The following is an 11,792-nucleotide window of genomic DNA, read 5'->3' as shown; positions in this document are numbered from 1 at the left end:
GTTGCAGACGCGAAAAGAATATGTAGCCCTGAAAGGGCGATGTACTCCGCCCTTTCAGGGCTACAGAACTTCCGCACGACGCTAACCCAGGGTTACGCTCGCAAGCTCGCTCCACCCTGGCCTGCGAGTACGCCGCCGCTCCGCGGCTAAACACTTCGGCCTTCACCGCACTCCTCGGTCGCGCGTTGTAGCGCACGCCTCAGCTTGCACGAAGCCGCCGCTCCCGACAAAGTGCCGAAGGCACGGAGTACCCGCAGCCCAGGGTGGAGCGTAGCCGCTTGCGGCGGAGCGGAACCCTGGGTTGCAGACGCGAAAAGAATATGTAGCCCTGAAAGGGCGATGTACTCCGCCCTTTCAGGGCTACAGAACTTCCGCACGATGCTAACCCAGGGTTTCGCTCGCAAGCTCGCTCCACCCTGGGCAGCGAGTACGCCGCCGCTTCGCGGCTAAACACTTCGGCCTTCACCGCATTCCTCGGTCTTGCATTGTAGCGCACGATTCAGCTTGCGCGAAGCCACCGGGAAGCAAGCGCACAAGATGGCTCATAGCCCGGCACACATGCTCGTCAATGTGTGCGGTCCGCCGAAGCTGATAATCAGCAGAGATATAGTTTCGCCTTCTCCACGGTTCGGAGCAACTCGTACAACTTCGGAAGCTTCTGCCGCAATTCCGGCAACGTGTTGCGGAGGACATCGAAGACAATTACCGCGACCTGATACTTGCCGATGTTCTGCTGGTGACGGAGATTCTTATCTGAAGTCAAAAAGACATCCAATCCTGCCGTGACCGCTCGGTTCATTAGGTCTCCGTTCTTGATCCCCTTCCACCCCATTTCGCCGGTGGTTGCCACATCGTGACCGACCATGAAATCTTTCAGGTCCTCCGGGACCCGTTCATCCAGCAGCAACTTCATCGAGCGACGAGTTGGAATGAGTGAGCAACTGCTCCGAAAGCTCCAGCGCGCTTATTGCCTGTTCCCGCGAGACCGATGGGAAGGAATGGAGAAACGCCTCGATCGTTTCGCCCGTCTCCAGATAATCAAAGAGATTCTTGACCGGCACTAGAGTACCTCGGAAGACCGGTGTGCCACCCAGAATTTCAGGATCGCTCACGATTAGCTGCTGTTCCATAATAATTCACAACAGTACCGCCGCAGCAACGTTTCCACCCAATGGCGCCGTGTAGCGCGCGCGCCTCAGCTTGCGCGAAGCCACCGCTACCAACATAGTGCCGAAGGCACGGAGTACCCGCAGCCCAGGCTGAAGCCGCACCCAGACCACGGATACTTGTAGTCAATGCCCAATTAGGCCGAACGCCACTTATCGGGATTACCATCCGTCGTATGACGCTGCCGCTCAACGTGGATTGGAGCATCCGGATTGTTCTGCCTTACTTGCTCGATAACGTTGCCCTGAGTGGGACCTGTAAATCCAGCACGTTCGGCTCCGCCCCTCGTCGCTGCATAGCTGCCGTCCGGTCGTCGTTCGACGTAGTAGTGGTTTGAGTTTTGATCGCTCATGACTCTCACCTCCTTTCAAATTGTTCGAATTGAAGTTAGCGTTTCAAGGTGTAGCCGTTCTTGACCGTCGGAGTCGTATTGATGAACGTTCCTAACCCCTGACCTCTGGTCGCGAAACCGCACATTGTTTGGAAGTTGCCAAATCCGACACGCGAGGCGGGATAGAGATAGGACGTTCCCCCTCGGAATTGTATCCAGATGCCCTCCGGTTCGATTTCGAATGCTGTCACTCCAGAGTTTCCATTTCGGTTCAGATATCTTGTCATTGATAAAACGTGTGAATAAGTGATAATATATGCACAATTTCTTAAATTATGCACGTTCTTAGTACATGACCAATGACAGATGGTAACTCAGTCGTATATTTGCATCGATACTAATGATGGGCAACTTGGGAGTTGCCAAACGACCGAGCCACTCATCTATCGGCAGACGGGCAATTGATCGTTGCCCGTTTGCTTTTCTAGTCACTCAAACTTACGAAAAATAGGCTCGGATTGTTCACCTTTTAGCCCCAATTCTTCCCACATTCTTTGCAGAGCGATAGACGGGTTATCCACTGCTTTTCGGAAATTGTGAGTAAGCTGTTGCTCAAACATGCGTTATGGCAAGTGAACTAGGCTTACTAGTACACAGAGGGTGAAAGGGCGAGAGTTCAATTCGCTAATAGAAGGGAATTTTCCGACTTCAGACCTTGCGATTCGAGGTCTGCGGGGCGTCGAGATACTGAACAGAACTTGGAAGGAGTTCGAATTAGTCAGCTAGCCGCAACCGCTGCGCTTGCCAGTTCCTCAAGGATGTGATCCGCACCCCAGGATTGGGCTGCAACGAATGCCAGTTTTCGCTTTATCATCGGGTCCAGTTTCGCTCCAGCCGTTTTATAACCGAGATTGTGCTCGGTTTGCGACCATGAGTGCTGAAATAATGTTTTGATCTGAAGTTCAAACAGACCACTCATCGCAGAAACCGCCGATTCATTTTGCCCTCTGACTGCCACGGACAGCGGGAGGATGAGGTGCACTCCTTCATAATCAAATTCAGAAGGAGACGCTGGCTTCTTTTCAACGAGTTCGATTGGATGCAAGTGTTCAAGCACCTTATCTCTGACATCAACCAGGTTGTGCTTATAATACACAACTACCCTGATGCCGATGAGATCCTGGATGTCCCTGAAAGGATCAGGATACGCCCTTCTCTCACCATCTGCTCTCTCCGCTTTATCAAGAAAGCTCTTTTTGGACTTCACGCGCCTTGTGATCGAATCGATATTATAGCTTTCGCGGAAACCTTCTAATATCGCACTAAGCTCTTCGTGCGTCTTATCGCAGAGCAACCTAAGGCTATTGAAAATGCTGTCATATGTTGCACTGATGGTTGGTGCGGCTTCACTTTCCACGTTCTTCTATTTCGTCTTTTTTCTTAGCTTTTTATTGACTACCTTGCCTGTAACTGTCACCTCTGTCCCGCCGTCATCCATGCGGACCTCGTGTACGCTGTTCGAGTAAAGGAAAGTTGGGACGCTCAACTGAATTCCATTGGCCAGACTCAGCAGCGTGCTCCCAATCTCACTATCGAGAACTTCGGCATTAATCTCGAACATGCTCTCGAATTCAAGTTCAGACTTCACCACACTTCTGAATCTTCGTGCAATATCGTCAGACAGATAGGTCTCACAAAACTGCCTTACGCTAAAGTTCTCGCCAGCCCGCTGATTCAATAGAACAGACGCAGCAATGAGTGCTTGTTTGCCATTAACCGATTCCTCTTTCTCAATTGCGGTCTTAATATATCTTGCAAGATTTGTTGTGCCTTGCCTTGATGTGAGTGATGACTGCGCATTGAGAAAATCGCTCATCCAGTAACGCGATACGTCATTATGAGTCTTGGTGATTTGCTTATCGACGATACGACCGTTCCAAAACATTGACCTGCTGTGTTCATCCTCGAATAGCGCCGACTTATAAAATTGGGACTTCTTCGTAAAGGCCTCCATTATCACTTCGAGGTCAATCGTACCGTCGTTCCTGGGATTAGTCGTGATTACCTCATCTTCCCTAAACCGCGTCAAAAGTACTCTGTGCTTATTACCCCGCTTCCCTTCAATGATCGTGAATAAGCCAGTCTTATTTCTATGGTCTGTTACCGAATACAGCCGATGGGCAAGCCCGGTAGCAAGCCTTCTTTTTTCATCAATGTCCTCTGTACCGCATATTGCGACCAGCGTGTCTCGAACTAGGTTGTCCTGACTTCCTCCACTTCTAAATTGGATTTCGACCTTGCATTCTTCTGCAGACTTATTAAAGAGCTCCTTAAAATAGGTCTGTGCAGTTGTCCCCATCTGAGGCTGACTGTAGCGAATCTGCGGGACGTGGGCCACTTCTCGCATCGCGTCTTTCCCAGGAGGAACAGAGGCGGCGAAGCTAAACACTACTTGATGCTCTTGGCTAGGCATTGATTGTGCAGATGAACTTAAATATTCAAAACGAAAAAACCATTCGCATCGTCTGATGGCAAGTTGGTTGTTCAAATTCTAAGATCTTTTCATCATCGGCTGGGAGTGGAGGGGTCCGCAGAAACGAACTCACGCTCGGGAGTCGAGGGCATAGAACGTGAATGCGAACGCGGGGTTGGTCGGTGGCATTCCCGGCGAAGCGGTTTTCGCGCCCCGCTCCGGCGCCTCGCTCCAGAGGAGCGAGATATTTGTAGCCGCCGGTTTTAACCGGCGGGTGCGAGGCCGCCAGCACAATCAAGCTCCATCGGAGCGACATATTAGGCTCCATCCCAAAAGAAAATATTGCGCTCCTGACGGAGCTTGAAATTCTCTCCGATCACAACACCGTGGGTTGAAACCCACGGCTACAACTATTACGCTCCTGCCGGAGCGATGACGGAATGATCTTCGTCAATCGCGGCAGGACGTGCGCGGCACGTCCCTACGGCTGCTCGGCACTCGATATGGCTGGCATGTTATCGGCGAACGGATTATCGCCACGCGCTGCGAGTTCGTAGCCATCGGCGTAGGTCGATCCGATCAACTGGCTGATGAGCGGGATATCCTCGGTAATAATTCCGTCGGCTCCCATGTCGAGGTAATCCCTCATATAACTTTCGTTATCGATGACCCAGGCGTAGGTCATTTTGAGTCCGCCGGCAATTCCCCGGAATCGAATCGCTTCGCGGACCCAATCGGCATACGCATCATAGAATCCCCTCCAGAGCAAATTCGTGAGACCCGCGCCATACGTGTAGTTGATGCCGAGCGTCCGGAAGTGTTCGTACACCCGTGTCGGCGCGACTCCTTCATCGACACCGACAGCTTCATTGGGCCGTTGATCGCCCCGGACTCCATCTAAGAACGCCATCGCCGAGGGTTCGCCAATCGTCGTCAGGATTGGGATGTCGCTGAACTCATAGGCAAATTCATTGCGAATGAGCTTGTAGAGATCTTTGATGTCGTACGCGTAAGGTGGTTTCAAGTCAAACGCAGCGAGCGCGAGATTCGGGATGCTCCCGTCGCGAATCAGATCGCCTAAGTCGTTGAGATACTGTTTGAGCAAAGGATAGTCCTCCGGATCGCCGGAGCTATGACTCACATAGAATGTCGCGCTGGGTGCGTCGTAGTGGACATCGGGTTCGATGGCATTCGCTCCCTGCGCGAGGCATTCGTATGCCTCATAGCTGGTGTTCGGATTGTGACCGATAATATAAAATTTTCTCTTCATGGCCGCGGTGAAAGAAGGTTGCCATCCACTCACCCTTCGCGCCAGTCGGATGAGCCGTGGAGGATCGCGGGCGGAGTAGCGGAGGGGGCCGCCTGCACAATCTCGCGCTCCGGAGTCGAAGGCGTAGACTGCATGGTAAACATTGGATTCGTCGGGCGCATTCCGGTTCTCAGTGTTCTCCCAGGCCAAGCCCGCCGACCTCCGCGATGGGTTGCTTGAGCGCGGTCGCCAGCTCTTGCGGCGAGTGATCCTCGGAGGCGCGAACGACCTCCTTGAAGTTGCGGAATGAGATGCCTTCGGTCATAACGATGATGAGTCCGGTGACGGTGGTGAGGATATCGAACGCGGCGTGTGTCAGCGTGGCATACGTGATGGCCGCCGCCAGCGGCACGCTGAAGATCCGGAACAGCGCCTGGCTGATCAGGTAGTGGTACGACCCGACGCCACCCGGAGTCGGCACGAGAAACGCGATGCCGGAGACGACGCGGAGAAAAAACGCGCCGACGATTCCGACCGCCATGATCTGCGGCTCCGGAAATGCGAAGAGCCATGCGTACATGCTGAGTACATAAAAAATCCAGATGCCGACGGTACCGATGACGACCGGTACTGCCCCGCTGGCGCGGACGCCGCGGAGTCCGCTGGCGAACTCGGTGGCGGCCCGTCCGATCGGGCCTTCGAGCTTCGCGGGCCAGTTGCGGATGATGCGGTGGATGACGCGTTCGGTCTTGCCCGCGCTGAAGATCATCGTGATGACGAGCGCCATGAGCAGGACCATACCGGCCATGATCGGGAGCGTTTCACCGGCCAGTGACGGAAACGCGTTGGTGATCTCCCGCGGGAATACGACGAGCGCCAGCATCATGACCAGCACATTGGCGATGAGATCGACGACGCGCTCGATCAGGATCGTGGCAATCGTGCCGCTCATAAAGACCTTCTCGTGCTTTGCGAAAATATACGGTCGGACAAGCTCTCCGGAGCGCGGGATAACGTTGTTCATGGCATACGCACCCATGATGGCTTTGAATGCGATGAGAATGCTGGTGCCGGGCTTCATGGGTCGCGCAATGACCGTCCAGCGCCATGCGCGGAAGACGTGGGAGCAGAACAGCAAAGCCACCCCCACCAGGATAAGCAGGATGTTCGTGCGGGCCAGTTCATCGAGCAATGCGCTGAGATGGACCCCTCGGAACGCGAGGTACAGCGCCCCTCCGGTAATGAGGATCGTGATGAAAAGACGGATGAGCGGGTGTTTCATCGTGTGCAATATAGCTCATCTCATAGCCAATGACGTGCCCGGACGTATTTTTGTAGCATGCCATTGCGCAAAGAGCAGTTCGAAACGACTTCGGGAATCGAGATCGGGCGGGTGTATTCCGAAAAAGAATCGCCCGGGGAGTTTCCGTTTACCCGCGGGATTTACCCGGAAATGTACCGGTCGCGTCTCTGGACGATGCGCCAGTATGCCGGTTTTGGCTCGGCGGCGGAGTCGAACAAGCGATATAAGTATTTGCTGGCTTCGGGGACAACGGGGCTGTCGATTGCCTTCGACCTGCCGACGCAAATCGGGTACGACTCGGACCACCCGATGGCAAGCGGTGAGGTCGGGCGCGTCGGCGTCGCCATCGACTCGCTCGAGGATTTTGACGTGCTGTTCGATGGCATCGAGATGGCGAAGGTCTCGACCTCGATGACGATCAACGCGACGGCCTCCATCCTGTTGGCGCTGTATGTGGCGAAGGCCAAGAAGCAGGGCGCAGAGCTGCGAAAGCTCTCGGGGACGGTGCAGAATGACATCCTGAAGGAGTACGCGGCGCGCGGGACCTACATCTATCCGCCGACGCCATCGATGCGGATCGTGACCGATCTCTTTCGCTGGTGCGCGGAGGAGCTGCCGACGTGGAACACGATCTCGATCTCGGGCTACCACATCCGGGAAGCCGGCGCGACGGCCGTCGAGGAGATCGCGTTCACGCTTTCGAATGGCATCGCATATGTCCAAGCTGCACTGGATGCGGGCCTCGATGTCGATCGGTTTGCGCCGCGACTCTCATTCTTCTTCAATGCGCATTCGAATTTCTTCGAGGAGATCGCGAAATTCCGTGCGGCGCGAACGCTGTGGGCCGAAATCATGCGCGATCGGTTTCATGCGAAGAGCCAGGAGTCGATGAAGCTCCGGTTTCACTCGCAGACCGCAGGCTCAACGCTGACGGCGCAGCAGATCGAGAACAATGTCGTCCGGACGACGATCGAGGCGATGGCTGCCGTGCTTGGTGGCACGCAATCACTGCACACGAACGGCAAGGACGAGGCGCTGGCCCTGCCAACGGAATCTTCGGCTCGCACCGCGCTCCGGACGCAGCAAATTATCGCCTACGAGTCGGGCATCGCGGACACTGTCGACCCGATGGCGGGCAGCTATTATGTGGAGTATCTCACAAGCGAGCTGCGACGTCGGAGCCTTGAACTGATTGGCGAGATCGATGCTGTGGGTGGTGCGGTGCGTGCAATCGAGCATGGATTCTATCAGGACCAGATCGCTCGAAGCGCCTACGAGTGGCAGAAGAAAGTTGAGTCCAAACAGGAGATCGTCGTCGGCGTCAACGAGTTTGTGACCGAAGAGTTGAACCCGCCGGACGTGCTTCGGATCGACCCGAATCTGGAGCACGAGCAAGCCGAGCGCGTTCAGGCGCTCCGCGCAAAGCGAAATCAAGCGGCAACAGACCGGGCAATTGCGGCAGTGGAGCAAGCCGCCCGCAGCGGCGAGAATCTTATGCCGCTCATCATCAGCGCTGTCGAAGCCTTCGCCACATTGGGTGAAATTTCAGACACGATGCGGCGAGTATTTGGAGAATATCACGAGTGAAGCCCCTGACCGAAGCTCAGGCCAAAGAGATCCGAGGACTGCTGACACGTCCTCGGATGCGGAGCAATCAGGGGCAGTTCATCATCGAAGGCCCGCACTTGCTTGAAGCGGCATTGGACAAGGCCCCCGAGCTGATCGCGCGGATCGCAATTACGAGTCATGCCGCAGAGCGATTCGCAGGATTACTCGATCGTTGCATACATCATGGAGCGGCGCTCTATTCCATTTCCGATAAACTCGCGAGTCGTCTGAGCGATACAGAGGAATCGCAGGGAATCCTCGGTGTGCTTCGCATCCCTGAACCGAAGATCGAAGCGAGCGGAGATTTTGCTCTTGCCCTTGACGGTGTGCAAGATCCTGGCAACGTCGGCACGATCATCCGGACTGCCGCGTGGTTTGGTGTGAAGTCGGTATTCCTTGGCGAGGGAACAGCAGATCCCTATGCCCCCAAAGTCATTCGGGCAACACAGGGTGCAATCTTCAGCGTTGGCCTCGAATCGGGAATCGATCTCTCTCGTCGGATTGCCAAGCTTCGGTTTGCCGGTTGGAAAGTATTTGCGACGATGGTCTCAAAGCATGCGAAGTCGATTTTCGATACCGAATTCCCGAGCAAGACTCTGCTGGTCTTTGGGAGCGAAGCCCGAGGAATTCGTCAAGGACTCCTTCCACTGACGGATGGCGAGATTGTAATTCCGCGATATGGCGAAGGCGAATCATTGAATGTCGCGATCAGCGCGGCGATCATCCTGGCCGAGGCTACCCGTCAGCGCACGGCAAGTTTGGGGTGAGTATTCTGACCGATCAACTGTTCTTCGCTCCTGTGCAAACCAACTTGGACGCTGTGACCCGCCCCGTATCGGTATTCTCACCTGTTGGACGGGAGATCATCTTTGGCAATTCTGATCGGCTGGCTGTCATTGCAGGGCCATGTGTTGTTGAGTCTGAGCCGCTCCTGAGGACAGTCGCCGAAAGGCTGCTCGAGATTCAATCCTCGCTGCCAGTTGACTTCATTTTCAAGTCATCCTACCGGAAGGCAAACCGAACGAGTTCTACCAGTTTTACCGGCATTGGCGATGAGAAGGCCCTGACACTTCTGGCCAAGATTCGGGCGGATTATGATCTGCCAATTCTGAGTGATGTGCATGATGCGTTAGAGATTGCATCAGCCTCACAAGTCATTGATATTATTCAAATTCCAGCTTTCCTCTCACGTCAAACCGAGCTGCTCCAAGCTGCTGGCAAAACCGGTAAAATCGTTGAAGTTAAAAAGGGACAATTCATGTCTGCCGAGGACATGCGCCATGCCAAGGCCAAGATTGAGGAGACTGGCAACAACCGAGTAATCCTCGCCGAACGAGGGACGTTCTTTGGCTATGGCGATCTCGTCGTTGATTTCCGTTCATTGGTGCACATGCGTTCGTTTGGATGTCCGGTCATCTACGATGCTACGCACTCCATCCAGCGTCCGAGCCAGAATGGTGTGAGCGGTGGCGATCGGCGCTTCCTTGCCCCATTGGCTCGCGCAGCGGTGGCTGTCGGAATTGACGGGTTGTTTCTCGAGACACACCCAAATCCTGCCGAAGCGCTCAGCGACCGGGATTCGCAGCTTCCGCTTGACGAACTCGAATCGCTGCTCGAACGTCTACTCGCCGTCCGGGATTCAGTAACAAGAACCGTCTGACTGTGTACGATTTCTCAAAAAGCGCCGCCCGAACGTTTGAAATAGAAGAACGGGCATTGCATGCGACCGGCTCCTCACTCGATGGCGCTGCCTTTTCTCATGCCTGCGAGCTGCTTATCAATACCAAGGGTCGTGTGATTGTGACCGGTGTCGGCAAATCCGGTCATATCGCCAATAAGATCGCTTCCACCCTGACCTCGACCGGAACACCAGCATTCTTTCTTCATCCCGCCGAAGCTGCACACGGTGATGTCGGGCTCGTGCAACCTGGAGACATTGCGATCATCCTCAGCAAGAGCGGGGCGTCAGATGAACTGCTGATGTTACTTCCGGCGCTGGATCGCATCCACGTTGCCATCATCGCCATCACCTGTTCGACGGATTCAAAATTGACGCAGGCGGCTCATGACTCAGGTGGGGCACTCTTGCTTGTGCACTGCATGGAAGAAGCTTGCCCGCATGACCTGGCCCCGACGGCATCCACGACCGCTTCGCTTGCGCTCGGCGATGCGTTGGCAATCGCGCTGCTGGAGGCTCGTCAGTTCTCCCCGCAAGATTTCGCCCGCCTGCATCCCGCTGGTGCATTGGGACGCAAGCTAACCTTTTCAGTGCGGGACCTCATGGGCAGCGGGCCACAGCTTCCGGTCGTGCCGGCCTCTGCAACACTCAATGAGGTCATGCTTGAAATGTCGCGGAAACGCTATGGCGCGACTGCAGTAACCGTGGATGGCGAGCTTGCCGGGATTATTACCGACGGTGACTTACGAAGGCATTTTCTTGCAAATCCGTCTGTCGATTCGCGAGAAGTTCGTGCGACGAATCTGATGTCTCCTTCGCCGCGTACCATTGGTGCTGAAGCGCTGGCGATCGAAGCACTGCATCAAATGGAGGACACTACTCCCAAGGTGATGCAACTTCTGGTACTGAGCGAGTCCGGCGAGCTCACTGGTATCATTCACATGCACGATCTCGTGAAGGCAGGTATTAGTTCGTGAGAAGGCTTTCGATCATCGTTGGCTGCGTTGTGGGGCTCTCGCTGACTCTTGGGAGTTGCGATGAAGGTCCGAAGGTGATGCCGGGTACGACACAGAATGGCATTCGTGTCCCTGTCGGTTTAGATAAGCCGACCCAGGTGAGCTATAACACCTCGATGAATTTTTCTTCCAGCGGGATGCTCCGAGCGATTCTGCACGCGGGCCGCATCCAGCAGTTCGATACCAAGCGCTATACCTGGCTCGATAGCAGCGTCAAGGTCGATTTTTACAATCGCGATGGGAAGCACTCGACAATTCTTACAAGCATGAGTGCAAGGGTCAATCAACTGACAAACAATATGACGGCCTACGGGCATGTCCATATCGTGAGTGACTCAGGGACGGTTGTCGATACCGATTCGCTCGAGTGGCTCAACAAGGAGCAGACACTTCATTCGGATGCCGCCGTTCACATTGTCGAGCCCAACGGGCGAATAACGGACGGCGTTGGATTTGAAAGCGATCAAAATCTCGAGCATTATCACATTCTGCACCCCGTAATCCTGGCGCCCAGCGGAGCGTTGGAATCGGGCTCTCGCACGAACGAAAAGACCTTGAAGCCGCAGGAGCAGCCGATACCTGGCGCGGGAGCGTTTGGCGGAGCTCCGCGAGTTCAACTACCCGTAGACACGATCCATCGTGATTAGCTCGCTTGAGTTGCTTTCTGTTTCTTCGAGCGAGAATTTGCCGGTGGCAGAGGTGGTGCGGGGGGCCCATTGCGCAAGAGATCACTCAGCAATGCTTTATCTTCTTCGGTGCCGAACTCATCGATGAGCTTCAGTGCTGTGAGAACGTACCCACGAGTGTGGACGGTATGATGGCGAATGACATCGAACGCCCGCTCGATGCCGGTCCGATCATCGGAATCTGCTTGAGTATTCATAGAGGAGAGCATCCTGCCTGGTTATTGATCAGAACCATTAGAGATGAATTCGCGTGAAATCCTGAAATCACTCAAGAATAGTAG

General features: G+C 54.7%; 14 protein-coding genes. 5 read left to right on the top strand and 9 right to left on the bottom strand.

The features are described from left to right. Positions 1-595 precede the first annotated feature (595 nt). From Q8902_14955 to Q8902_14920, 8 genes are all read right to left on the bottom strand, one after another. Positions 596-913: a hypothetical protein gene (locus Q8902_14955; GenBank protein ID MDP4200858.1), complete on the bottom strand. Its 318-nt coding sequence runs from the start codon at positions 911-913 to the stop codon at positions 596-598. After that, the gene (locus Q8902_14950; protein MDP4200857.1) at positions 894-1,130 is read right to left on the bottom strand and encodes a DUF433 domain-containing protein; all 237 of its coding nucleotides are present in this window, start codon (positions 1,128-1,130) and stop codon (positions 894-896) included. The genes Q8902_14955 and Q8902_14950 overlap by 20 nt, the downstream gene beginning before the upstream one ends. Before the next feature lie 173 nt (positions 1,131-1,303). Next, positions 1,304-1,519, bottom strand: a complete 216-nt coding sequence (locus Q8902_14945; protein ID MDP4200856.1) for a DUF2188 domain-containing protein — start codon at positions 1,517-1,519, stop codon at positions 1,304-1,306. A 35-nt stretch (positions 1,520-1,554) separates the two neighbouring features. Further along, positions 1,555-1,785, bottom strand: a complete 231-nt coding sequence (locus Q8902_14940; protein ID MDP4200855.1) for a hypothetical protein — start codon at positions 1,783-1,785, stop codon at positions 1,555-1,557. A gap of 491 nt (positions 1,786-2,276) precedes the next feature. Further along, positions 2,277-2,915 (bottom strand): RelA/SpoT domain-containing protein, encoded by a 639-nt coding sequence (locus Q8902_14935; GenBank protein ID MDP4200854.1) that lies wholly within the window; start codon positions 2,913-2,915, stop codon positions 2,277-2,279. A gap of 6 nt (positions 2,916-2,921) precedes the next feature. Further along, entirely contained in the window at positions 2,922-4,046 is a 1,125-nt protein-coding gene (locus Q8902_14930; protein MDP4200853.1) for a hypothetical protein, read from the bottom strand. Between the two features lie 406 nt (positions 4,047-4,452). Beyond that, on the bottom strand, positions 4,453-5,241 hold the full coding sequence (locus Q8902_14925) for a hypothetical protein (protein ID MDP4200852.1): 789 nt from the start codon (positions 5,239-5,241) through the stop codon (positions 4,453-4,455). Between the two features lie 169 nt (positions 5,242-5,410). Then, positions 5,411-6,502: a lysylphosphatidylglycerol synthase transmembrane domain-containing protein gene (locus tag Q8902_14920; protein ID MDP4200851.1), complete on the bottom strand. Its 1,092-nt coding sequence runs from the start codon at positions 6,500-6,502 to the stop codon at positions 5,411-5,413. Between the two features lie 57 nt (positions 6,503-6,559). Here Q8902_14920 and Q8902_14915 point away from each other — a divergent pair, with 57 nt between their 5' ends. From Q8902_14915 to lptC, 5 genes are read left to right on the top strand one after another with little or no spacing between them, the layout of a single operon-like run. Beyond that, on the top strand, positions 6,560-8,110 hold the full coding sequence (locus tag Q8902_14915) for a methylmalonyl-CoA mutase family protein (protein ID MDP4200850.1): 1,551 nt from the start codon (positions 6,560-6,562) through the stop codon (positions 8,108-8,110). Then, positions 8,107-8,898 (top strand): RNA methyltransferase, encoded by a 792-nt coding sequence (locus Q8902_14910; GenBank protein ID MDP4200849.1) that lies wholly within the window; start codon positions 8,107-8,109, stop codon positions 8,896-8,898. The genes Q8902_14915 and Q8902_14910 overlap by 4 nt, the downstream gene beginning before the upstream one ends. Positions 8,899-8,951: 53 nt before the next feature. Next, on the top strand, positions 8,952-9,791 hold the full coding sequence (gene kdsA, locus Q8902_14905) for a 3-deoxy-8-phosphooctulonate synthase (protein ID MDP4200848.1): 840 nt from the start codon (positions 8,952-8,954) through the stop codon (positions 9,789-9,791). A gap of 2 nt (positions 9,792-9,793) precedes the next feature. Further along, positions 9,794-10,786 carry a KpsF/GutQ family sugar-phosphate isomerase gene (locus Q8902_14900; protein MDP4200847.1) on the top strand — a complete coding sequence of 331 codons (993 nt, stop codon included), beginning with the start codon at positions 9,794-9,796 and terminating at the stop codon, positions 10,784-10,786. Next, complete coding sequence (gene lptC, locus Q8902_14895; protein MDP4200846.1) at positions 10,783-11,472, top strand: LPS export ABC transporter periplasmic protein LptC; 690 nt, start codon at positions 10,783-10,785, stop codon at positions 11,470-11,472. The genes Q8902_14900 and lptC overlap by 4 nt, the downstream gene beginning before the upstream one ends. On the opposite strand, the gene Q8902_14890 is transcribed toward lptC, so the two are convergent. Continuing rightward, a complete protein-coding gene (locus Q8902_14890; protein ID MDP4200845.1) occupies positions 11,469-11,708 on the bottom strand; it encodes a hypothetical protein in 240 nt (79 codons plus the stop codon). The two genes, lptC and Q8902_14890, sit on opposite strands and share 4 nt — an antisense overlap. Positions 11,709-11,792 lie beyond the last annotated feature (84 nt).

The organism is Bacteroidota bacterium, from assembly GCA_030706745.1.
Lineage (GTDB): Bacteria > Bacteroidota > Ignavibacteria > Palsa-1295 > Palsa-1295 > PALSA-1295.
Note: the sequence above shows the minus strand (reverse complement) of the source record. Positions and strands in the feature narration are given on the sequence as shown.